Raw genomic sequence first — 23,740 nt, 5'->3', positions numbered from 1 at the left:
TTTTTGTCCCTGAAAAGGATTTAACGGTACTCAGGAATACTGAAGCCTATACATAAAAAAGCCGTGTCAAACCACGGCTTACCTGACCACATTAAGTCAAATACCTGCGATCAGGTGGCGCAGACTATATCACTGAAGCCCAACGCTAACAAATAGCACGACGACTAGTGCTTGCTTTATCACCAGCTTGCAGGACGTGTCACCTGTTGGCGCGCAATTTCGCGTGCAGCTGTATCAACCGCCAGCACCTCTTCCACACTTTGTGGTTCACGCAAATCCATCTTTTCCAGTACCGATAAATTCAACGCCGCAATATCGGTAAAGCGGATTTGCTGATTCAGGAATGCTTCAACGGTAATTTCATTAGCTGCATTCAGTGCCGTCGTCGCCGCCTGCCCCTGGTCAAAGGCATGCATCGCAAGCTTCAGACACGGATAGCGATCGTAATCTGGTTCGCTAAATGTCAGAGAACTTAACTTGCAGAAATCAAGCGGCTTCACGCCAGATTTCACTCGGTTCGGCCACGCCATGGAATGGGCAATTGGCGTACGCATATCCGGCTCGCCCAACTGTGCCAGCACACTGCCATCCTGATAGCGCACCATCGAGTGAATCACCGATTGCGGGTGGATCAGTACTTCCATCTGTTTCGCTGACGCATTAAACAGCCAGCGCGCTTCAATGTATTCCAGACCTTTATTCATCATGGTGGCAGAGTCAACGGAGATTTTACGCCCCATTGACCAGTTCGGATGACGGCACGCCTGATCCGGCGTCATTGCGCTCAGTTCAGACAGTGGCGTTTCGCGGAACGGGCCACCAGACCCGGTAAGCAGAATAGACACCACACCATTCTGCTCAAGGTCAGCGTACCCCAGGTTCTGTTGAAAAGGTTGCGGTAAACTCTGAAAAATCGCGTTGTGCTCGCTATCGACCGGTAAAAGACGCGCCCCGCGCTGCTTCACCGCCTCCATAAACAAGCGTCCGCAGGTAACCAGAGACTCTTTATTGGCTAGCAGAACATCCTTACCAGCATCAATTGCGGCAAGCGTCGGCAGCAGCCCTGCCGCGCCGACAATGGCCGCCATCACCTGATCCACCTCATCCAGCGCAGCCATCTCACAAGCAGCCTGTTGTCCACTCAGAACCTCGGTTCGACAGCCCTTTTCACGCAGCTGCACTTTCAGCAGACGCGCACTCTCTTCGTCATCCATCACCGCATAGCGGGGCACAAACTCCAGGCACTGCTCGACCATTCGCTGCACATTCTTACCGGCCACCAGCGCTGTCACGGTGTAAAGTTCAGGATTATGGCGAACGACGTCGAGAGTACTGCAACCGATAGAGCCGGTTGAGCCGAGGAGTGTTAAATGCTTCATGAGATGCCCGAAAAAAGTTAGACCAGATAAAAGCAAAACGCCGCCAGCAAGACCCGAAGTCCCTCTGAACGGCGTTTATCAGTGTACGACAGAAATCAGAACTGCATCAGTTCCGCTTCTTTATCTGCCAGCGCCGCATCAATTTTCTTGATAGCAGCATCAGTCATTTTCTGAACATCGTCCTGGGAACGACGATCGTCATCTTCACTGATCTCTTTCTCTTTCAGCAGCGCTTTGACTTTATCGTTCGCGTCGCGACGTACGTTACGCACGGAAACACGACCCTGCTCAGCTTCGCCACGAACGACTTTGATCAGGTCTTTACGACGCTCTTCTGTCAGCGGAGGCAGTGGAACGCGGATGTCAGCGCCCGCAGAGCTTGGGTTCAGGCCAAGGTCAGACGCCATGATCGCTTTCTCAACGGCCGGGCCCATTGAACGATCGAATACGTTGATTTTCAGCGTACGGGTATCTTCAACGGTCACGCTTGCCAGCTGACGCAGAGGGGTTGGCGTACCGTAGTATTCTACGATGATGCCATCCAGCAGGCTTGGGGAAGCACGGCCAGTACGGATTTTGCTGATTTGGGTTTTGAACGCTTCTACGCATTTTTCCATGCGTACTTCAGCATCTTTTCTGATGTCGTTAATCACGTTACGAATCCTTGAAAACTTGTCTCAGGCAGACTATCCGCCAGCACAGCGCTACAGGTGTGCTAAGTATAGTCGCGTTTAATTCATGACAACGCCAAAGGCGCGCCCGGGTAAGATACCACTACAAAATAAAGCGGAATCTTACCTGTATTTAGCGTCAACGGAAATTATTCCGTGATCAAAGTGCCTTCTTTTTCACCCATGACCACGCGACGCAGCGCGCCAGGCTTGTTCATGTTGAAGACACGGATCGGCAGTTTGTGGTCGCGAGCCAGCGTGAAGGCGGCAAGATCCATCACTTTCAGCTCTTTATCCAGCACTTCGCTGTAGCTCAGCTGATCGTACATGGTGGCAGAAGGATCTTTTGCCGGGTCGGCAGTAAACACGCCGTCAACTTTGGTCGCTTTCAGTACCACATCGGCTTCGATCTCGATACCGCGCAGACAGGCAGCGGAATCGGTTGTAAAGAACGGGTTACCCGTACCGGCGGAGAGGATCACCACGCGGTTGTTGCGCAGCAGGCTAATCGCTTCTGCCCAGCTGTAATTATCGCATACGCCATTCAGTGGAATCGCAGACATCAGGCGGGCATTTACATAGGCGCGATGCAGTGCATCACGCATTGCCAGGCCATTCATGACGGTTGCCAGCATACCCATGTGGTCACCCACAACGCGGTTCATCCCCGCTTTCGCCAGACCAGCACCACGGAAAAGGTTGCCACCGCCAATGACCACGCCAACCTGGATACCCAGTTCGACCAGTTCTTTGATTTCCTGTGCCATGCGATCAAGGATGCTTGCGTCAATACCGAAGCCTTCCGATCCCTGCAGTGCTTCGCCACTCAGCTTAAGCAGAATGCGTTTGTACACGGGTTTTGCATTGGTAGCCATGTTTCTTTCCTGAGACTGTCAACGATTAAGATGGGGGTTAATTCTGGCGACATGATATGCCGCAAATCAGCACAGCGATACTGGAGCCTGTCTGATTTCCTGTGACGGGTGACAAAAAGAAGCCGCCCTCAGGCGGCTCCTTTTCAATCATTAAGACTGCTTGGACATTGCAGCAACTTCTGCTGCGAAGTCAGTCTCAACTTTCTCGATGCCTTCGCCCACTTCGAAGCGGATGAAGCCAGTTACGTCAGCGTTGTGCTCTTTCAGCAGCTGAGCAACAGACTTGCTTGGATCCATTACGAATGGCTGGCCAGTCAGAGAAACTTCGCCGGTGAATTTCTTCATGCGGCCTTCAACCATTTTCTCTGCGATTTCTTTTGGTTTACCAGACTGCATCGCGATGTCCAGCTGAACCTGGTACTCTTTCTCTACCACTTCAGCAGACACGTCTTCTGGCTTAACGAATTCTGGTTTGCTTGCAGCGATGTGCATTGCCAGCTGTTTAACCAGCTCTTCGTCAGCACCTTTAGCAGCAACCAGAACGCCGATACGCGCACCGTGCTGGTAAGAGCCCAGAACGTCACCTTCCAGAGAAGCAACACGACGGATGTTGATGTTCTCACCGATTTTAGCAACCAGCGCAACACGTTCTTCTTCGAACTGTGCTTTCAGAACTTCAACGTCAGTGATTTTGCCAGCAACTGCAGCGTCCAGAACTTTGTTAGCAAATGCCTGGAAACCACCATCTTTAGCAACGAAGTCAGTCTGGCAGTTAACTTCCAGAATGATGCCGTAGGTGCCGTCGATTTTAGTGATGATCACGCCGTCAGCAGCAACGTTGCCTGCTTTTTTAGCTGCTTTGATCGCACCGGATTTACGCATGTTTTCGATTGCCAGCTCGATGTCGCCGTTCGCTTCAGTCAGCGCTTTTTTGCAATCCATCATGCCTGCGCCAGTACGCTCGCGCAGCTCTTTTACCAGGGATGCGGTAATTTCAGCCATTCTTAAATCCTCGGGAGATGTGAACTGCCCGGCCTGCGGCCAAACAGTGTAAATTGAAAAAAGGGGCCGATAATGGGCCCCTATTCATACACGGTACTAATAAGGGGTGAAACCTTATTATTCAGCTTCTACGAAGCTTTCTTCCGCCTGAGAAGCCAGATCCTGGGAACGGCCTTCACGAACGGTAGCAGCTACAGCGCTCAGGTACAGGCTAACAGCACGGATTGCGTCGTCGTTACCCGGGATAACGAAGTCAACACCGTCCGGATCGGAGTTGGTATCAACGATAGCGAATACCGGGATACCCAGGTTGTTAGCTTCTTTGATTGCGATGTGCTCGTGGTCTGCATCGATTACGAACAGCGCGTCTGGCAGGCCGCCCATATCTTTGATACCGCCCAGGCTGTTTTCCAGCTTGTCCAGCTCACGAGTGCGCATCAGCGCTTCTTTCTTAGTCAGCTTGTCGAAAGTACCGTCCTGAGACTGGGTTTCCAGATCTTTCAGGCGTTTGATTGACTGACGAACAGTTTTCCAGTTAGTCAGCATGCCGCCCAACCAGCGATGGTTCACGAAGAACTGGTCGCAGCTGTTAGCAGCATCTTTCACAGCTTCGCTTGCAGCGCGCTTAGTACCAACGAACAGAATCTTACCTTTACGGGAAGAGATCTTGTTCAGCTCAGCCAGGGCTTCGTTGAACATTGGTACAGTTTTCTCAAGGTTGATGATGTGAACTTTGTTACGAGCGCCGAAGATGAAAGGCTTCATTTTCGGGTTCCAGTAACGGGTCTGGTGACCAAAGTGAACACCAGCCTTGAGCATGTCGCGCATGGAAACAGTTGCCATGTTTAAAACCTCTATATTGAAAGTTGGGGTTATGCCTCCACGTATCCCATATTACCGACCCCGAAGGGCACCCCGGAATATGTGCCGATACGTGTGTGTTGTTACACAAAGTGAGATTTGTCGCTTCCGTCCAGCTTGTGTATCTGAGATGGATCGGAAGTCCGGCGCGCTTTATACCACAAAACACGACCAGAAACCAACAGTTGTTGGCGGAGTGTGCTGTTAATGATTCTCAATTTGGCACGAGGTGTGCCTGACTGATACCATTGGCGACACTTAGACTAGTATTGTCGAAAAAATCGACACCGATGGACAGATTACATGGCTATCTCTATTAAGACACCTGAAGAAATTGAAAAGATGCGCGTCGCCGGTCGTCTGGCCGCGGAAGTGCTGGAAATGATCGAGCCGTTCGTGAAGCCGGGCGTCAGCACCGGTGAACTGGACCGCATCTGTAACGACTATATCGTGAACGAGCAGCATGCGGTATCTGCGTGCCTCGGCTACCACGGTTTCCCGAAATCCGTCTGCATTTCTATTAATGAAGTGGTTTGCCACGGTATTCCGGACAACGAAAAACTGCTCAAAGATGGCGACATCGTCAACATCGACGTGACAGTCATTAAAGATGACTACCATGGTGACACCTCTAAGATGTTCATCGTTGGCAAGCCAACCATTCTGGGCGAGCGTCTGTGTAAAGTGACGCAAGAGAGCCTGTACCTGGCGCTGAAAATGGTTAAACCGGGTATTCGCCTGCGTACCATTGGTGCCGCGATTCAGAAGTTCGTGGAAGCGGAAGGGTTCTCCGTCGTTCGCGAATACTGCGGTCACGGCATTGGCCGTGTGTTCCACGAAGAACCGCAGGTTCTGCACTATGATGCAGATGATGGCGGCGTAGTGCTGCAAAAAGGCATGACCTTCACCATCGAGCCGATGGTCAACGCCGGTGACTACCGCATCCGCACCATGAAAGATGGCTGGACGGTGAAAACCAAAGACAGAAGCTTGTCTGCGCAGTACGAGCATACTATTGTGGTAACAGACAACGGCTGCGAAATTATGACGTTGCGCAAGGATGACACTATCCCGGCGATACTAACGCACGATGAACCAATTTCGCGCAACGAATGATAAAAAAGCCGGCAAATGCCGGCTTTTTTAATGGCTATAGCTTTTTCTTATGGGTGGCGCACGATGAGTAATCTTTTACCCGAACAGTATGCTAACACAGCACTTCCCACCCTCCCCGATCAGCCCGATAACCCGGGCGTATGGCCGGCGCACGAGCTGACCTGCGCGCATATTAAAGCCCATATGGATGTTTTCCATCGCTGGCTGGGTAGTGCGTTCGATGCAGGCGTATCCGCCGAGCAGCTCATTGAAGCGCGCACCGAATTTATCGACCAGCTGCTGCAGCGCCTGTGGATCGATTACGGGTTTGGGCAAATCAGCGACGTTGCACTGGTTGCCGTTGGGGGCTATGGCCGCGGTGAGCTGCATCCGCTTTCCGACATTGATTTACTGATCTTAAGTCGCAAAAAACTGCTGGACGAACAGGCGCAAAAAATTGGCGAACTGCTGACCCTGCTCTGGGATGTGAGGCTGGAAGTCGGCCACAGCGTACGCACTCTTGAAGAGTGCCTGCTGGAAGGGTTATCTGACCTGACCGTCGCCACCAACCTGATTGAAACCCGCCTGCTGATAGGCGATGTGGCGCTGTTCCTGGAGCTACAAAAACATATTTTCAGTGACGGTTTCTGGCCGTCAGAAAAGTTCTTCGCCGCGAAGGTTGAGGAACAAAACCAGCGCCACCAGCGCTACCACGGCACCAGCTATAATCTGGAGCCTGATATCAAAAGCAGCCCCGGCGGTCTGCGCGACATCCACACCCTGCAGTGGGTGGCCCGTCGCCACTTCGGCGCGACCTCGCTGGATGAGATGGTGGGCTTTGGCTTTTTAACCGAAGCCGAGCGTAACGAATTAAATGAGTGTCTGCACCTGCTGTGGCGCATTCGCTTTGCCCTGCACCTGGAGCTTAATCGCTACGATAACCGCTTGCTGTTTGACCGTCAGCTCAGCGTAGCTCAACGTCTGAATTACCAGGGCGAAGGCAACGAGCCGGTTGAACACATGATGAAGGATTTCTTCCGCGTCACCCGCCGCGTTACCGAACTGAACCAGATGCTGTTGCAGCTATTCGATGAGGCAATCCTGGCCCTGACGGCGGATGAAAAGCCCCGCCCTATCGACGACGAGTTCCAGCTGCGCGGCACGCTTATCGATCTGCGCGACGAAACGCTGTTCATCCGCGAGCCGGAAGCGATCCTGCGCATGTTTTACACCATGGTGCGTAACAGCGCGATCACCGGGATCTACTCCACCACTCTGCGCCATCTGCGCCATGCGCGCCGCCATTTGACGCAGCCGCTGTGCTATATCCCGGAGGCGCGATCGCTATTTCTGAGCATGCTCCGTCACCCGGGTGCCGTCAGCCGCGGCTTGCTGCCGATGCACCGCCACAGCGTGCTGTGGGCCTATATGCCGCAGTGGTCACACATAGTCGGGCAGATGCAGTTCGATCTGTTCCACGCCTACACGGTAGATGAACACACGATCCGCGTGATGCTCAAACTGGAGAGTTTTGCCAGCGAAGAGACGCGCTCCCGCCATCCGCTGTGCGTAGAATTGTGGCCACGCCTTACCCACCCGGAATTGATCCTGATTGCCGCCCTGTTCCACGATATTGCCAAAGGTCGCGGCGGTGACCATTCGGTGCTGGGTGCCCAGGACGTGCTCAAATTTGCCGAACTGCACGGTCTGAACTCACGTGAAACACAGCTGGTCGCCTGGCTGGTACGCCATCACCTGCTGATGTCGGTCACCGCTCAGCGTCGAGATATTCAGGATCCTGAAGTGATCAAGCAGTTCGCGGAAGAGGTACAAACGGAAAACCGTCTGCGCTATCTGGTCTGCCTGACGGTGGCGGATATTTGTGCCACCAACGAGACGTTGTGGAACAGCTGGAAGCAAAGCCTGCTGCGCGAGCTGTACTTTGCCACCGAAAAACAGCTGCGCCGCGGGATGCAAAATACCCCGGACATGCGCGAGCGTGTGCGCCACCACCAGTTGCAGGCACTGGCTCTGCTGCGGATGGATAACATTGATGAAGAAGCACTGCATCAGATCTGGGCGCGCTGTCGTGCTAACTATTTTGTTCGCCACAGCCCAAATCAGCTTGCCTGGCATGCGCGGCATCTGCTGCAACATGATTTGTCGCAGCCGATGATCCTCCTCAGCCCGCAAGCCACGCGCGGTGGCACGGAGATTTTCATCTGGAGCCCGGACCGACCTTATCTGTTTGCCGCCGTCTGCGCCGAACTGGACAGGCGTAATCTGAGCGTTCACGACGCGCAGATTTTTACCACCCGCGACGGCATGGCGATGGATACCTTCATTGTGCTGGAACCGGACGGCAGCCCGCTGTCGTCGGACAGGCACGAAGGAATACGCTTCGGTCTGGAACAGGCCATCACCCAGCGCAGCTGGCAACCTCCGCAGCCGCGTCGTCAGCCTGCAAAATTACGCCACTTTACCGTCGATACCGAGGTCAATTTCCTGCCGACCCACACCGACCGTAAATCGTTCCTGGAGCTGATCGCGCTCGACCAGCCAGGGCTGCTCGCCCGTGTCGGCCAGGTTTTTGCCGATCTGGGAATTTCGCTTCACGGGGCCAGAATTACAACCATTGGCGAGCGAGTAGAAGATTTATTTATAATCGCCACCGCAGACCGGCGTGCCCTTAATAATGACCTGCAACTTGAAGTGCAACAACGGTTGACAGCAGCCCTCAATCCAAACGATAAAGGGTGACGTGTTTTTTAGTGAAATGGAAAGAGTAAACAATGCAGCAGTTACAGAACGTTATTGAGTCCGCTTTTGAGCGTCGCGCCGAGATCACCCCGGCCAATGTGGATACCGTGACCCGTGAAGCGGTAAACCAGGTTATTTCCCTGCTGGATTCCGGCGCATTGCGTGTGGCAGAAAAAATCGACGGTCAGTGGGTCACTCATCAATGGCTGAAGAAAGCCGTGCTGCTCTCTTTCCGTATCAACGATAACCAGGTTATCGACGGAGCAGAAAGCCGCTACTTCGATAAAGTGCCAATGAAATTCGCTGACTATGACGAAGCGCGTTTCCAGAAAGAAGGTTTCCGCGTGGTTCCACCAGCGGCAGTTCGTCAGGGTGCTTTCATCGCGCGCAACACCGTGCTGATGCCATCCTACGTGAACATCGGTGCCTACGTTGACGAAGGTACCATGGTGGATACCTGGGCTACCGTTGGTTCCTGCGCGCAGATCGGTAAGAACGTTCACCTGTCCGGCGGCGTCGGTATCGGTGGCGTCCTGGAGCCACTGCAGGCTAACCCAACCATCATCGAAGACAACTGCTTCATCGGCGCGCGCTCAGAAGTGGTTGAAGGTGTGATCGTGGAAGAAGGCTCTGTGATCTCCATGGGCGTTTACATCGGCCAGAGCACCCGTATCTACGACCGTGAAACCGGTGAAGTGCATTACGGTCGCGTTCCGGCGGGCTCCGTGGTGGTTTCCGGCAACCTGCCGTCAAAAGATGGCAAATACAGCCTGTACTGTGCGGTTATCGTGAAGAAAGTCGATGCGAAAACGCGTGGCAAAGTTGGCATCAACGAACTGCTGCGCACCATCGATTAATCGGGTATAACAAAAAGCGGGGGCAACCCCGCTTTTTTTATATCTGAGGGTGGCGAAAATAGATTTTTTCGTTAATTATTCAAAGGTTATGTTGAGATCAAGGGTACCGCTATGTACGATAATCTGAAAAGTCTGGGCATTACCAATCCTGATGAAATTGATCGTTACAGCCTCCGTCAGGAAGCCAATAACGATATTCTGAAAATCTATTTTCACAAGGACAAAGGAGAGTTTTTCGCCAAGAGCGTGAAGTTTAAATATCCACGCCAGCGTAAAACCGTCGTCGCTGACGGTGTAGGACAAGGGTACAAAGAAGTTCAGGAAATCAGCCCTAACCTGCGCTACGTGATCGATGAACTCGATCAGATCTGCCAGCGCGACCGCACTGAAGTCGATCTCAAGCGTAAGATCCTCGACGATCTGCGTCACCTTGAAAGCGTTGTGACGAATAAGATCAGCGAGATTGAAGCGGATCTTGAGAAATTAACGCGGAATAAATAAGTCAGGTGCGGCCTGTTGCCCTCACCCCAGCCCTCTCCCACAGGGAGAGGGTGAAACTCTTATCTCTGCTCATCCAGTTGCAGCGCCACATACAGTAACAGTCTGTCGTCAAAACTCCCCAAATCCAGCCCCGTCAGCTCCGAAATTCGGTTAAGCCGGTATTCCAGCGTATTGCGGTGAATAAACAGCGCTTTCGAGGTCGCCAGCGGCTGCACGTTATGACGAAACCACGCCTGCAGCGTCCGGCGCAGTAAGCCGTTGTTGTCCATGGCTTTCAGGCGCGCTAATGGTCGTGCCAGCTCATTGGCCTGCCAGCCCCCACGCAGGCTGTCGAGCAACACCGGCAGCATCAGATCCTGATAAAAATAACTGCGGCTTTCCGGCATCCGCTGTTTACCCACCATCATGGTGGTGCGAGCAGTACGCCAGGAGCGGGCAATACTGCCCGGTCCGGTAAAGTAATTGCCCAGCGCAACGCGAAAACGCAGCTGACCATTTTCCTTCATCCGGGAGATCAGCAGCTCCACGCGACGACGATGATCGTCCGCATCCCAGCGGCCGAAAGCATTGAGCGCCGGTTTGAGCACCACCATTTCCGTCAGAGATACAATTGCCACCAGGTTATCGCGCTCCGGCGTCGCCAGCGCATTTTGTAGCTGCTGCAGCTCAACCATCGCACTGTCGACCCCGAGCTGGCCGCTATCGACCTCAATCACCGCCACCACACGCGGCTGGTTCAGATCAATCCCCAGACGCTGCGCCCATTCGCTCAGTGCCGGCGTATGTTCTTCCGCCTGGATCAGGTTCATCACCAGCTCTTCACGCAGGCGGCTGTCCTGGGCGAGCAGGTGCATCAGGCGCGACTGTTCCAGCATCATCTCAGCCGTCATGCAGACCAGCTCACCGTATTTACGCAGGGACTCCGGCTCGCCGGTCAGGCCTATTACCCCCACAATTTCGCCTTCAATGCGCAGCGGCAAATTAATGCCCTGACGAACACCGTGCAAATGTTTCGCCACTGCATCGTCGATATCCACGACCCGCCCTTGGGAGAGCACCAGCAACGCACCTTCGTGCAATTCACCAATACGCTCACGATCACCGCTACCAATAATGCGCCCACGGGCATCCATTACGTTGATATTGGTATCAATGATTCGCATGGTGCGCGCCACAATATCCTGCGCCATTTTGGTATCAAGGTGCCAGCCAGCCATGTAACCCTCCTCTGAGCAGAGCTCAAGCATAGGGAAGTTCAGCGGCGGCTGCATTGTGCGAATGCACAAAGAGAGAGGAAGATATATGGAGTTGTGGTAAGAGTCACAGAAACGAGAAAGCCCCTGCGTACAGGGGCTTTAGAGGATTACTGCATCAGCAAGTAGAGAGAGGTATCACCACGCTGGATATTCAGCGCCAGCACGGAAGGTTTGCTGTCGAGAATTTTGCGCAGTTCAGCAATGTTTTTCACCGGCTGCTGGTTAGCACCCATGATGACATCACCTTTTTTCAGGCCGATACGCGCAGCAGGTGAATTCGCTTTCACGTTGTTCACCACCACACCTTTATCCGCACCTTTATTGCTCATCTCAGCACCTTCAATACCGCTGAAGATGGTGCTGGAATCCACCTGATTCTGGCTGCTCTGCTGCAGCTCCAGGCTCACGTTAACCGGCTTACCGTCACGCAGCAGGCCAAGGGTCACTTTGCTGCCAATCGGCATAGAGCCCACTTCCGCACGCAGGGCGGCAAAGCTGCTGATCGGTTTACCGTTCAGAGAGGTGATCACATCCCCCGCTTTAATACCCGCTTTTGCCGCAGAGGAGTTCGGCATCACCTGGCTGACGAATGCCCCACGCTGAGCGTCAACTTTCATCGCCTTAGCCAGTTCGGAGTTCAGTTCCGTACCGAGGATACCGAGCTCACCGCGTTTCACCTGGCCATACTGCACCATCTGCGCGGTCAGGTTTTTCACCATGTTACTTGGAATAGCAAAGCCGATACCGATGTTGCCACCGTCCGGCGCCAGGATCGCGGTGTTGATCCCGATCAGTTCACCGTTCAGGTTCACCAGCGCACCGCCGGAGTTACCGCGGTTGATCGCCGCATCCGTCTGGATGAAGTTTTCGTAGTTTTCTGCATTCAAACCGCTGCGCCCCAGAGCGGAGACGATACCCGAGGTGACGGTTTCACCCAAACCGAACGGGTTACCGATCGCCACGGTGTAGTCACCCACGCGCAGCGCGTCGGAGTCGGCAATTTTAATCGCCGTCAGGTTTTTCGGATCCTGAATTTGGATCAGCGCAATATCAGAGCGCGGATCTTTACCCACGACTTTTGCATCGAATTTACGGCCGTCGCTCAGCTGAACTTTGATGGTGCTGGCGTTATCAACAACGTGGTTGTTCGTCACCACGTAGCCTTTCGCCGCATCAATAATCACCCCAGAACCAAGCGCCATGAATTTCTGCTGCTGGCCGCCGCCCTGGCTATCATCCCCTGCGCCACCGCCCTGACAGAACGGAGAGCTCTGGAATGGCGAACCGTCCTGGCAGAATGGTGAGTTGTCACCAAAGAACTGCTGGAAGTTACGCGGCATACGCGGCGTGTTGACGGTCGTGCTACCCTCAACGTTGATACTCACCACCGATGGCATCACTTTTTCGAGCATCGGTGCCAGGCTTGGCATCTGCTGCGCGGTTGCTGCCGACGACGCGGTCTCGGCTGCAGTAGCAGTCAGAGGAGACAGCGCTAAACCTAAACTCAGAGCCAGTGCACTCATTGCTAATGTGGTTTTTTTCATGTTTCTCAATCTCGATTTACAGGTAACGCAAAATTGCTGTGTAACTCAGATTCGTTTTATACCGCTTAGTTCCGGCGATAAGTTTATGGAAAAGGTAAAAATTTATTGGCCGTCTTTACAAAACTCAGCGCTTATTCCACAGCCATGAGCTTGCGGTATTCATCCCAGGCATACAAATCTGTCATACCGCTGATATAGTCCTGGATAAGACGACAGCGATAATAATATTCCATCACTGGCCATTGGGGAGAATGGCGATCCAGTTTACCGATTGCTTCAACATACGCCAGCCGATGACGGGTTGAGAGTTTCTGATAAAGCCGGGATTCGATTGGTATTCCACGCACGCGTTCTTTTTCCACCAGTTCACTGAACTCATCGACTGATAACTGAAGCAATGGGGAATAAATTTCCAGTAACCCACTGATCACCCGGTATCCCTGTAGCTCTAACTGTTCGACATCCGGATGGCTGAATACATGCCGCATAGCCACATGTTTATAAAGCTCAAGGAGTTGACTGAAACTGCTGTCATCTTCCAGCAGCGCGTGATTGAATTCCCCGCTGTAAATCAGCGGCAAATTATCAATAAAACGCGACGCGGCATACGGCACCAGTTTATTTAGTGTATTGACCCGCAAATACATAAAGAACTGATCTTCAGTGCTGCGGCTTAATGTATTTGAGCGCGATTTCTCCCAGGCATTTTCGACAACCTGAGCAAACAGCGACCCTTTTTCATGCGTTCCCCAGGCAGTATAAAGATGCTGATAAAGCTCCTCGACGCTGAATATTCTTTTCTCAACGGCATCTTCCAGGTCAGCCACACAATAGGAAATATCGTCGGCGGCTTCCATAATCCACGTTAATGGAAAACGGCCGTTTGGCGTCAATGAGAGCTCTTTACGTAGCCGTTCAATATAGGCTTCTTCGGAAAGGTAATAGCCCGGCTTTTTCATCAAATAGCTGTGGGACGCGGGCGTCTCTCCCATCCACCAGGCGGGACGCGTATATTTCAGGATACAGCCGACCTGCGCCCAGGTCAGGTTCATACGCATCAGGGAATGGACCAGTCTGATCCCCTGCGCATTACCTTCGAAGTGACACAGATCCTGGCGCACTTTGCGACGCAGATCGTTCAGCCCCTCTTCGCCTTCGCGTAGGCGTAAATCGCGTACGATGCAGCGGTCATCACTGAGCGGCTGGCTTACCGCATCCGAAGGGTAAAGTCGTTGTTTAAACCAGTCATTGATTGCCGCTTCACCAAAGTGACCAAACGGCGGGTTGCCGATGTCATGCATCAGGCAGGCCATCTCTACAATACTCTCAAAGGGGCCTGTCAGTTCGTCCAGCCCATAGGTTTCCAGCAAACGTTGCTCTTTGAGACGGCTCAAAATCTCTTTGGCAATGTAACGGCCAACCTGCTGCACTTCCATTGAGTGGGTTAAGCGAGTGCGCACTGCAGCGTTACGTTCAAGCGGAAATACCTGAGTCTTTTGCTGCAGACGACGGATGGCGGGCGAGTTAATGATCCGCCCGCGATCGCTTTCGAAGATACGCAGGATCTCATGTTCGGTCTTGTCGCCCTGCGGCGAACGGAAACGTCGGTGCCAGTTAATTTTGGTGCGAAAATCGATCTGCGCCATGTGCTCCCCCGCGTGAGAAATGCGCTTCCACTAAAGCCCATGATAGACTATGCATCTTAACAAGGCACATCGCGAGTAAATCTATGAAAATCGGCATTATTGGTGCAATGGAAGAAGAAGTTACGCTGCTGCGTGACAAAATTGAGAACCGTCAGACGCTCTCTCTGGGGGGTTGTGAGATCTACACCGGCCAACTGAACGGTGTTGACGTGGCTCTGCTGAAATCAGGCATCGGTAAAGTGGCTGCTGCACTGGGTGCAACCCTGTTGCTTGAGCGCTGCAAGCCAGACGTGATCGTTAACACCGGCTCTGCGGGCGGTCTGGCACCGTCGCTGAAAGTAGGTGATATCGTCGTTTCCGACGAAGCACGTTACCACGATGCTGACGTCACCGCATTCGGCTATGAGTACGGCCAGCTCCCGGGATGCCCGGCAGGGTTTAAAGCGGACGATAAACTGATTGCGGCAGCAGAAACCTGCATTGCCGAGCTGAACCTCAACGCTGTGCGTGGTCTGATTGTGAGCGGTGATGCCTTCATCAATGGTTCTGTTGGCCTGGCAAAAATCCGTCATAATTTCCCGCAGGCCGTTGCCGTTGAGATGGAAGCGACCGCGATCGCTCACGTTTGCCATAACTTCAACGTACCGTTTGTGGTGGTACGTGCCATCTCTGACGTAGCAGATCAGCAGTCTCACATCAGCTTCGACGAGTTCCTGACCGTTGCGGCAAAACAGTCCACCGTGATGGTGGAACGCCTGGTGCAGAAACTGGCACGTGGCTAAACATACCGTCAGGGCGCTGGCCGCCCTGCTTCTGCTTGCACCGGTATGGCTCTATGCTGTGCCGCGCGTGATTACACTCTCTCCCGCCAACACCGAACTGGCGTTTGCCGCCGGGATCACGCCCGTTGGCGTGAGTAGCTTTTCGGATTACCCCCCGCAAGCGGCAGGTATTGAACAGGTTGCATCCTGGCAAGGAATGAACCTTGAGCGTATCGTCGCACTTAAACCGGATCTGGTGCTGGCGTGGCGTGGTGGTAATGCCGAGCGACAGGTCAACCAGCTCACCTCGCTTGGGATCAACGTCATGTGGATTGATGCCGTGAGCATTGAACAAGTCGCTCAGGCGCTACGCTCTCTCGCCCCTTATAGCCCAACCCCCAAAAAAGCCGAGAGCGCGGCGAAACAGATGCTCAGTGACTATGCCGCGCTAAAATCGCGATACGACACCCCAGTTAAAAAGCGCATCTTCCTGCAGTTTGGTAGCCAGCCGCTGTTCACAACCGGGAAAGGCTCAATTCAGAACCAGGTGCTGGAAGTTTGCGGCGGTGAAAATATCTTTGCTGCCAGCCGGGTACCGTGGCCTCAGGTCAGCCGTGAACAGGTACTGGCACGCCAGCCACAGGCCATTGTCGTGGTCGGAAATGCGAGCGAGATTCCTAAAATTGAACAATTCTGGCGAAGCCAGCTAAAAATTCCGGTGATCCCACTCAACAGTGACTGGTTTGAACGCGCCAGCCCGCGTATTATCCTCGCCGCAAAACAGCTCTGTGCCGCGCTGGCAGAGAGTCACTAACATAAGACCCCGTTCGAGGATTTAACGATGCTCGTGTATTGGCTGGATATTCTTGGCACAGCCGTTTTTGCTATCTCCGGTGTCCTGCTGGCCGGGAAACTACGCATGGATCCATTTGGCGTGCTGGTGCTCGGCGTGGTTACCGCCGTTGGTGGTGGGACTATCCGCGATATGGCGCTGGCAAATGGCCCCGTGTTTTGGGTAAAAGATCCCACCGATCTGGTGGTAGCGATGGTCACTTGCCTGTTAACCATCGTTCTGGTGCGTCAGCCCCGTAGATTACCAAAATGGATACTTCCCGTGCTGGACGCCGTCGGTCTGGCCGTATTCGTAGGCATTGGGGTCAACAAAGCCTTCAATGCGGGAACGGGCCCAATGGTGGCAATCTGTATGGGGGTCTTAACCGGCGTCGGCGGCGGGATCATTCGCGATATTCTGGCGCGTGAAGTGCCGATGATTCTGCGTACTGAAATTTACGCAACGGCCTGCATAGTGGGCGGGATTGTTCACGCTACCGCGTACTACACCTTTGCCCTCCCGCTGGAAAATTCCGCGATGCTGGGGATGGTGGTCACGCTGGTGATACGTTTAGCGGCGATACGCTGGCATCTGAAGCTGCCGACGTTTGCGCTGGATGATAACGGAAGGTAAAAGCAAAACGGTAACCGCCAGGTTACCGTTTTTTGGTCATCAGATGCTGAACGACGAACCACATCCGCAGGTGCTGGTTGCGTTCGGGTTAGTCACAACAAAGCGTGAACCTTCCAGACCTTCAGTGTAATCCACCGAACCGCCTACCAGATATTGCAGGCTCATCGGGTCAACCACCAGTGCAACGCCCTGCTTCTCGATAGTCATATCACCATCGTTAACCTGGTCGTCAAAGGTAAAACCATACTGGAAGCCGCTGCAGCCGCCACCGGTAATATAGACACGCAGTTTCAGATCCGGATTGTCTTCATCGGCAATCAGGGTTTTCACTTTGTTGGCTGCTGCTTCGGTAAATTCCAGCGGCAGCGCTACGTCATCACTCATCTTATGCTCCCATGAATACTGCTATTGGGCAAAATTCACCCAATTCTTTATGTCATTATCTAATACCCTGGTATTTCATTCAAGTATTCTGCGTGGCCGCCCGTTCAGCCTCTTGTTTAGCCAGGGTACGTGCAAGGATGGTGGAGTATAGCGGTTTTCCACCCAGGAATTGGGCTAATAGTGTCGCGCCGAGGCAGGTAATGATCATTGGCAAAATGAGCTGGTAATTATCCGTCATTTCCAGCACCAGCACGATGCCGGTCAACGGCGCGCGCAGGGACGCGGCCAGCAGCGCCCCCATTCCGGCCACCGCAAACGTCCCGGCGTCCAGATGATAAGCCGGGAAACCCGCTTCAGCCGCCATCCCAAACGCGGTCCCCAGCAGCGTGCCCAATGCCAGCATTGGCGCGAAAATCCCGCCGGGTGCACCGGAGGAGAAACACAACACCGTTGTGATGACGCGTGAAATAAACATAAACAGCAGCAGACCCACGCTGAAATTGCCCGCCGCCGCGATGGGAATCAGCCCGAAGCCACCGCCAGCGGCATTGGGCTCAATAAAACCGAGTAGACCACACATCCCACCCAGCAGGCCGCCCATCAGCACCCATTTGGTGGTATTTCCGCCGTGAATGCGCTGGAACATATCCTGAGCACGCAAGATAGAGGTGTTAAATAGCGGGCCAACCACGCCAAAAATCATACCGAGGATCAGGTAAAGCCACAGGGTACTCACCGGGGCATTGGTGAGTTTGCCGACCTCAATCACCGCGCCTTCGCCATTAAAGATGCGAAAAACAATGCTCGACATAATGACGCCGGTAAACACCGCTTTGATAGAAATCAGGTTGTAGCGAAACTGCGCGCGCATCTCTTCGATGATAAACAGGATCCCCGCCAGCGGCGCGTTAAATGCTGCCGAAAGCCCCGCCGCCGCGCCGGTTGCCAGCAGCGTATGGCGCGCTTCGACGCTACGCATCCGAAACAGATCGCCCACCATGCGCCCGACGTTCCCGCCCAGTTGTACGGTTGGACCTTCTCGCCCCAGAACCATGCCCGCTCCGAGCGTTCCCATACCGCCGATAAATTTTACGGGGATGACGCGCCACCAGCGCACCGGGCGTACCTCCTCCAGCGCACCTTCAATTTCCGGGATCCCTGAGCCGCCAGCTTCCGGCGCAAACTTGCGCACCAGGAAGTATCCCACCATGGCAAACAGCGCCGACAGTCCGAACGCCCATACCCAAACCAGCCACCGACTATCGGCGAAACCGGCTACAGTGCCAACTCGCCAGTTCAGTACCGCATTGACCGCTTTTTCGAATAGTACACCCACCAGCCCGGCGACTGTACCGACCACGGCGGCAGCCAGCAGAATAGCCAGCGGGGTTTTATCGCGATTGAGCAAACGCCGAATACTGATACGGTGCTGTATGCGTCTGAACTGTTGTTCTTCAAAAGTGGGGATGTTTGCTTTCATTACCATTTCTTATCGTCATACAAATAGCCCCGTGGATTCTACCAGACTGCGTCATGTCATCCCGTGAAAAATACTTAACAATTGTTCAGGGAAGAAAGAGGCAAAAATTTCATTACCTTCCGCGGATCACTTAGAATAGTGTGCTTAATCATTTTATACGAACCAGGAACGACGCCATGAGCAAGTCTGAAAACCTCTACAGTGCAGCCCGCGAGCTTATTCCGGGTGGCGTGAACTCACCTGTACGCGCCTTTACCGGCGTAGGCGGCACGCCGCTGTTTATCGAACGTGCTGACGGCGCGTACCTGTTTGATGTCGATGGCAAAGCCTATATTGATTATGTCGGTTCCTGGGGACCGATGGTACTTGGGCATAACCACCCTGCTATTCGTAACGCGGTGATTGAAGCAGCTCAGCGTGGTCTGAGCTTCGGCGCGCCAACCGAGATGGAAGTGAAAATGGCGGAGCTGGTGACTGAACTGGTGCCCACCATGGACATGGTGCGCATGGTGAATTCCGGTACCGAAGCCACCATGAGCGCCATCCGTCTGGCGCGTGGTTTTACTGACCGCGACAAAATCATCAAGTTTGAAGGCTGCTACCACGGCCACGCGGACTGCCTGCTGGTGAAAGCGGGCTCCGGCGCGCTGACCCTCGGCCAGCCAAACTCTCCGGGTGTACCGGCTGATTTCGCAAAGCACACGCTGACCTGTACCTATAACGATCTGGATACCGTTCGCGCAGCGTTCGAGCAATATCCACAGGAGATCGCCTGCATTATCGTTGAGCCTGTTGCGGGCAACATGAACTGCATCCCACCGCAGCCTGATTTCCTGCCGGGCCTGCGCGCACTGTGTGATGAATTCGGCGCGCTGCTGATCATTGACGAAGTGATGACCGGCTTCCGCGTGGCGCTGGCGGGTGCCCAGTCTTATTATGGCGTTGAGCCTGATCTGACCTGCCTCGGCAAAATCATCGGCGGCGGCATGCCAGTCGGTGCATTCGGTGGCCGTAAGGATGTGATGGAAGCCCTGGCACCAACAGGCCCGGTTTACCAGGCGGGTACGCTCTCCGGTAACCCGATCGCGATGGCTGCGGGCTTCGCCTGCCTGACCGAAGTAGCTCAGCCAGGTATTCATGAAACCCTGACTGACCTGACCACTCAGTTGGCAAACGGTCTGCTGGAAGCCGCTGCAGAAGCGGGGATCCCTCTGGTGGTGAACCACGTGGGTGGGATGTTCGGGATTTTCTTCACCGATGCGAAAACGGTCACCTGCTATCAGGATGTGGTGAAATGTGACGTTGAGCGCTTCAAGCGCTTCTTCCACCTGATGCTGGAAGAAGGGGTATACCTGGCTCCGTCAGCGTTCGAAGCAGGCTTTATGTCCGTGGCGCACAGCGAAGACGATATCAATAACACCATCGACGCGGCGCGTAAGGTGTTCGCGAAGCTCTAAGGGCATTGCCGGGTGGCGCTAACGCCTACCCGGCCTACCTGCTCTGCTTTCTCAACAGATAAATAAAGTACGGCGCGCCAATAAAGGTCGACAGCAGACCCGCCGGGATCTGATACGGGAACAACACCATTCTTCCGCACCAGTCCGCAAACACCAGCATTATCCCGCCCGTCAGGGCCGATATGACAATATGCGGCATGGTCCGACGAAAACCCATCATTCTGGCGATGTGCGGCGCCATCAACCCCACAAAACTTAGCGGTCCTATCGTCATGGTGGCCGTCGCCGTCAGACACGCAGCCAGCAGAAGAAGCGCCACGCGCGTTGGTGTTAGCGCTAACCCGACCGCACGTGCGGTTTCACCACCCAGCGGCAGGATGGTCATCCAGCGCCGACACAGTGGCACAACCGCCAGTAACACGATCATCACGACCCCGGTATGAACAACCTGGCTGCCGGTAGCACTGTACGTTGAGCCGGAAATCCAGGTCAGGATCTTCGCCATACGCGGATCGCCACTCGCCTGAAGCAGCATCAGCAACATGGTAAATGCCGTGCTGAGCGCCATCCCGGCCAGCAGCATTCGGTGCGGGGAAAAACCGCCGCGACCAGAAGCAATCAGGATGATTAACAGCGTCACCGCCGCACCAATACTCCCGGCAGGCATCAACCAGCCGAAGGCATTTCCCGGCACGAAGAACAGCATCAGCACCACACCGAATGCCGCGCCAGAGCTAATCCCCAGCACTTCCGGGCTGGCCATCGGATTGCCGGTCAGGCGCTGGATAATACAACCCGCGACAGCCAACATGACACCGGCAATTAACGCAGAAAGAACACGCGGCCAGCGCCACTGCAGCAGTTCATGGAATAAATCGCCCGTCACCCAGTGCCAGCCCGCCGCATCACGCCCAAAAGCCAATGCGGCAAATGAGGCAATAATCAGCAACACCAGACCGGCAAGGCTAAACCACAGTACTGACTGACGTTCAGCATGAACCTTATCGCCGACATCCATCGCCGGTGCGCTAATACTGCGCAGACGCGGGAGCAGCCACAGCAGCAGCGGCGCACCAATAAGCGCGGTCACCGATCCCGTTGACACTTCCCTCCAGACTTGCGCCAGCCAGAGAATGATCTGATCGGAAAGCCAGAGGATCAGCGCGCCAATCAGCGGGGCGAGCATCAGGCGTGCCAGAAGACGCCGTGCGCCGAGCATTTTTGCCAGCAGGGGAGCAAAGAGGCCAATAAACCCGATGATGCCAACGGCGTTTACCAGCAAAGCGCTCAATACAATCGCCAGCGTCAGCGCTGCAAGACGAGCCAGCGACAGCGCCAGCCCCAGGTTACGCGCCACACCATCATCCAGCCCCATTAACGTTAACGGACGCAGGAGCAGCAGGGTCAGCAGTACACCGCCAATTAGCTGCGGCCACAGACGCTCAACACCACTCCAGTCAGTCTGGGTAAGGGTTCCGGTACTCCACAGGAACATGCTTTGCAGCTGATCGTGGTGGAACAGCACCAGCAGTTGATTAATCGCGCCACAATACAAACTGACCACCAGCCCGGCCAGGATTAGCGTCACGGGGGACAGGCGTTTACCCCAGGCCACGCCAAAGACCAGCGCCCCCAGCACACATGCCCCCGCGAGAGCCGCAAACTGCGTGGTTAACGCGCCGGGCAGCGCCCACAGCGTGGTAATGGTGATCCCAAGCTGCGCACCTGTTGCAACGCCCAGCGTTGTCGGCTCTGCCAGAGGGTTACGCAGTACCTGCTGGAACAACACACCCACCAGGCCTAACCCGGCCCCGACCAGCAGCGAAATCGCCAGACGCGGTAGCAGGCTGTAGTGGAACACCATCTGCTGAATGTTGTCGATATCCGGGGCTGTCAGCGCGGCGCCCCACTGCCCGCGCGGCAATGCTGTCGACAGGTTGAACCAGGTTAAGACCAGCGCAGCAAGGAAGAGTAAGGACAACAGCTGTGCCGGGAAGCGTGCAATACGCGTACTCATGCTTTACCTCCCAGCGCATTATCCAGCACGCGGGCAAAATGCATAGCCGACAGCGTCGCGCCGTAGAACCATACCGCTGGCACGCGCTGGAAGCGCTGCTCACGCACAAACGGCATTGCCTGCCAGAGCGGAGTGGCCATCAGCGTTTGCATGTCCCGTTCATTGCCGTGGTCGAAACACAGCACGTCGACATCACGAAATGCCGCCAGGCGGTCAATACCCACGGTCGTACTGCCCCAGAAGTTCATCTCCCCTTCCCAGGCATTGCGAATACCAACACTGTCGAGCACGTCCTGGAACAGACAGTTTTTGCCGAAGACCAGCATATGGCGGGCATCCAGTAACGTCATCATCAACAGCGGGCGATCGCCCCGGTGGGTAAAGCGCGGTTTCAGGGAGTCAATCAGGGCGTCGAATTCGTCGAGATGCTTTTTGGCCTCCGCCTCTCGGTTGAGGATATGCGCCATCTCGTTAATAGAGTGTTTCGCCATGGTCAGCGGTTTTTTACCGTCACTGAAGGAGAAACCTCGACCAGGCGCAATGCGGGCCATTGTCTCTTCTGACGGACCGTACCCCGCTGACCAGAACAGGAATGACGGTTTCATCTGAGTGAGCAGTTCAAGGTTTGGCTCAGTCCGCAGGCCGACGTCGATTACCGAGTCCGGCAGCTTCGGCTCGTTCACCCAGAGATTATAGTTGGGAATGTCCGCTACGCCATAAGGCGTGACGCCGAGCGCCATCATCAGCTCGACTGGCAACCACTCCAGCGCCACGATACGGTGCGGATCGACGGCGGCGGCATGCGCCGTATTCATTTTTAATAACAACGGTGATAGCGCCATTGCCGTCAGCAGGCGACGGCGGCTCAGTAGCATTGAATCCAGCATCAGTATACAAAGCTCACCGGTGCTGCCCCGGCCGGGTGAGGCAGAATACCCATTGGAATTCCGTAAATGTGTTCCAGCGTTTCGCTGCGCATCAGTTCGGATGGTGTGCCCTGCGCAATCATTTCCCCGCCACGCAGCGCGACGAGGTAGTCACAATAACGCGCGGCCATGTTGATATCGTGCAGGACCGCAATCACCGTCAACCCACGCTGCTGGCTTAAGCGATGCACCAGCGCCAGAACGTCAACCTGATGGGCAATATCAAGCGCAGAAGTGGGTTCATCCAGCAGCAGGCAACGGCTGTCCTGCGCCACCAGCATCGCAATCCACGCGCGCTGACGTTCGCCCCCGGACAGGCTATCCACCAGACGGTGTGCCAGTGGTTTTAATCCCACCAGCGAAATCGCCTCTTCCACTTTTTCTCTGTCAGCGATACCGAAACGCCCAAGCGCTCCGTGCCACGGATAACGTCCAATCGCTACCAGTTCACGCACCGTCATCCCCTCCGCCTGCGGCAGCTGCTGCGGCAAATACGCGACTTTGCGGGCAAAGGCTTTACTGCTCCAGCTCTCAAGCGGTTGGTCATCCAGCAGAATATCGCCTTCCGAAGGCGGCTGATGACGACCCAGCATCTTAAGTAAAGTCGACTTACCGGAACCGTTGTGACCAATCAGGCCAGTGACTTTACCGGCAGGAAATGTCAAAGAGAGCGGATGCAGCAAGGTGCGCCCGGGTACGCGAAAGGAGAGATTGCTGAGCGTAAAAGTGGTGTCGGATTGCGTTTTATTATCCTGCATGTCAGCCAACTTAAATAAAAAGGGCACGGCGAACCGTGCCCAAAG

21 protein-coding genes are annotated in these 23,740 nt (G+C 54.6%); 8 read left to right on the top strand and 13 right to left on the bottom strand.

Annotated elements, in window-relative coordinates; translation table 11 throughout:
• Positions 1-179 precede the first annotated feature (179 nt).
• The 5 genes from ispC to rpsB all read right to left on the bottom strand — a co-directional run bounded on the left by ispC (position 180) and on the right by rpsB (position 4,770).
• On the bottom strand, positions 180-1,379 hold the full coding sequence (gene ispC / locus WB237_RS15325) for a 1-deoxy-D-xylulose-5-phosphate reductoisomerase (protein ID WP_114979147.1): 1,200 nt from the start codon (positions 1,377-1,379) through the stop codon (positions 180-182).
• 95 nt (positions 1,380-1,474) lie between these two features.
• Positions 1,475-2,032 (bottom strand): ribosome recycling factor, encoded by a 558-nt coding sequence (frr, locus tag WB237_RS15320; protein WP_028018300.1) that lies wholly within the window; start codon positions 2,030-2,032, stop codon positions 1,475-1,477.
• Positions 2,033-2,199: 167 nt separating this feature from the next.
• Positions 2,200-2,925, bottom strand: a complete 726-nt coding sequence (gene pyrH / locus WB237_RS15315) for a UMP kinase (RefSeq protein WP_008501910.1) — start codon at positions 2,923-2,925, stop codon at positions 2,200-2,202.
• Positions 2,926-3,075: 150 nt separating this feature from the next.
• The gene (gene tsf / locus WB237_RS15310; protein ID WP_014830708.1) at positions 3,076-3,927 is read right to left on the bottom strand and encodes a translation elongation factor Ts; all 852 of its coding nucleotides are present in this window, start codon (positions 3,925-3,927) and stop codon (positions 3,076-3,078) included.
• A 117-nt stretch (positions 3,928-4,044) separates the two neighbouring features.
• A complete protein-coding gene (rpsB, locus tag WB237_RS15305; RefSeq protein WP_003856207.1) occupies positions 4,045-4,770 on the bottom strand; it encodes a 30S ribosomal protein S2 in 726 nt (241 codons plus the stop codon).
• A 321-nt stretch (positions 4,771-5,091) separates the two neighbouring features.
• Between rpsB and map the strand changes: the two genes are divergently transcribed.
• The 4 genes from map to WB237_RS15285 all read left to right on the top strand — a co-directional run bounded on the left by map (position 5,092) and on the right by WB237_RS15285 (position 10,001).
• On the top strand, positions 5,092-5,904 hold the full coding sequence (gene map, locus WB237_RS15300) for a type I methionyl aminopeptidase (protein WP_336214313.1): 813 nt from the start codon (positions 5,092-5,094) through the stop codon (positions 5,902-5,904).
• Positions 5,905-5,967: 63 nt separating this feature from the next.
• The gene (gene glnD / locus WB237_RS15295; RefSeq protein ID WP_336214311.1) at positions 5,968-8,643 is read left to right on the top strand and encodes a bifunctional uridylyltransferase/uridylyl-removing protein GlnD; all 2,676 of its coding nucleotides are present in this window, start codon (positions 5,968-5,970) and stop codon (positions 8,641-8,643) included.
• A gap of 32 nt (positions 8,644-8,675) precedes the next feature.
• Positions 8,676-9,500: a 2,3,4,5-tetrahydropyridine-2,6-dicarboxylate N-succinyltransferase gene (gene dapD / locus WB237_RS15290; protein ID WP_008501915.1), complete on the top strand. Its 825-nt coding sequence runs from the start codon at positions 8,676-8,678 to the stop codon at positions 9,498-9,500.
• Positions 9,501-9,611: 111 nt separating this feature from the next.
• Positions 9,612-10,001: a DUF3461 family protein gene (locus WB237_RS15285; RefSeq protein WP_008501916.1), complete on the top strand. Its 390-nt coding sequence runs from the start codon at positions 9,612-9,614 to the stop codon at positions 9,999-10,001.
• Positions 10,002-10,060: 59 nt separating this feature from the next.
• On the opposite strand, the gene WB237_RS15280 is transcribed toward WB237_RS15285, so the two are convergent.
• From WB237_RS15280 to dgt, 3 genes are all read right to left on the bottom strand, one after another.
• Positions 10,061-11,218, bottom strand: coding sequence for a CdaR family transcriptional regulator (locus WB237_RS15280; protein ID WP_336214305.1), 1,158 nt, complete (start codon positions 11,216-11,218; stop codon positions 10,061-10,063).
• 146 nt (positions 11,219-11,364) lie between these two features.
• Positions 11,365-12,801: a serine endoprotease DegP gene (gene degP / locus WB237_RS15275; protein ID WP_114979144.1), complete on the bottom strand. Its 1,437-nt coding sequence runs from the start codon at positions 12,799-12,801 to the stop codon at positions 11,365-11,367.
• Positions 12,802-12,932: 131 nt separating this feature from the next.
• Positions 12,933-14,447, bottom strand: coding sequence for a dGTPase (gene dgt, locus WB237_RS15270; RefSeq protein ID WP_336214304.1), 1,515 nt, complete (start codon positions 14,445-14,447; stop codon positions 12,933-12,935).
• An 83-nt stretch (positions 14,448-14,530) separates the two neighbouring features.
• Here dgt and mtnN point away from each other — a divergent pair, with 83 nt between their 5' ends.
• The 3 genes from mtnN to WB237_RS15255 are packed head-to-tail and all read left to right on the top strand — an operon-like array spanning position 14,531 to position 16,673.
• Positions 14,531-15,229: a 5'-methylthioadenosine/S-adenosylhomocysteine nucleosidase gene (gene mtnN / locus WB237_RS15265; RefSeq protein ID WP_028018306.1), complete on the top strand. Its 699-nt coding sequence runs from the start codon at positions 14,531-14,533 to the stop codon at positions 15,227-15,229.
• Positions 15,222-16,022, top strand: coding sequence for a vitamin B12 ABC transporter substrate-binding protein BtuF (btuF, locus tag WB237_RS15260; protein ID WP_114979142.1), 801 nt, complete (start codon positions 15,222-15,224; stop codon positions 16,020-16,022). The genes mtnN and btuF overlap by 8 nt, the downstream gene beginning before the upstream one ends.
• 27 nt (positions 16,023-16,049) lie before the next feature.
• Entirely contained in the window at positions 16,050-16,673 is a 624-nt protein-coding gene (locus WB237_RS15255) for a TRIC cation channel family protein (RefSeq protein ID WP_114979141.1), read from the top strand.
• A gap of 39 nt (positions 16,674-16,712) precedes the next feature.
• On the opposite strand, the gene erpA is transcribed toward WB237_RS15255, so the two are convergent.
• Positions 16,713-17,057, bottom strand: a complete 345-nt coding sequence (erpA, locus tag WB237_RS15250) for an iron-sulfur cluster insertion protein ErpA (protein ID WP_013095643.1) — start codon at positions 17,055-17,057, stop codon at positions 16,713-16,715.
• A 79-nt stretch (positions 17,058-17,136) separates the two neighbouring features.
• Complete coding sequence (clcA, locus tag WB237_RS15245; RefSeq protein ID WP_336214299.1) at positions 17,137-18,537, bottom strand: H(+)/Cl(-) exchange transporter ClcA; 1,401 nt, start codon at positions 18,535-18,537, stop codon at positions 17,137-17,139.
• 176 nt (positions 18,538-18,713) lie between these two features.
• On the opposite strand from clcA, the gene hemL reads away from it, so the two are divergent.
• Positions 18,714-19,994, top strand: a complete 1,281-nt coding sequence (gene hemL / locus WB237_RS15240) for a glutamate-1-semialdehyde 2,1-aminomutase (protein WP_336214297.1) — start codon at positions 18,714-18,716, stop codon at positions 19,992-19,994.
• Between the two features lie 34 nt (positions 19,995-20,028).
• Here hemL and fhuB read toward each other — a convergent pair whose 3' ends face one another.
• Genes fhuB through fhuC form a run of 3 tightly spaced genes read right to left on the bottom strand, consistent with a single transcriptional unit; the run spans position 20,029 to position 23,695 of the window.
• Positions 20,029-22,011, bottom strand: a complete 1,983-nt coding sequence (gene fhuB / locus WB237_RS15235; protein WP_336214295.1) for a Fe(3+)-hydroxamate ABC transporter permease FhuB — start codon at positions 22,009-22,011, stop codon at positions 20,029-20,031.
• Positions 22,008-22,898, bottom strand: coding sequence for a Fe(3+)-hydroxamate ABC transporter substrate-binding protein FhuD (gene fhuD / locus WB237_RS15230; protein ID WP_336214293.1), 891 nt, complete (start codon positions 22,896-22,898; stop codon positions 22,008-22,010). The genes fhuB and fhuD overlap by 4 nt, the downstream gene beginning before the upstream one ends.
• Positions 22,898-23,695, bottom strand: coding sequence for a Fe3+-hydroxamate ABC transporter ATP-binding protein FhuC (fhuC, locus tag WB237_RS15225; RefSeq protein WP_336214291.1), 798 nt, complete (start codon positions 23,693-23,695; stop codon positions 22,898-22,900). The genes fhuD and fhuC overlap by 1 nt, the downstream gene beginning before the upstream one ends.
• Positions 23,696-23,740 lie beyond the last annotated feature (45 nt).

This window comes from Enterobacter sp. P82 (genome assembly GCF_037053385.1).
Lineage (GTDB): Bacteria > Pseudomonadota > Gammaproteobacteria > Enterobacterales > Enterobacteriaceae > Enterobacter.
This window is presented reverse-complemented; position numbering and strand designations above follow the sequence as displayed.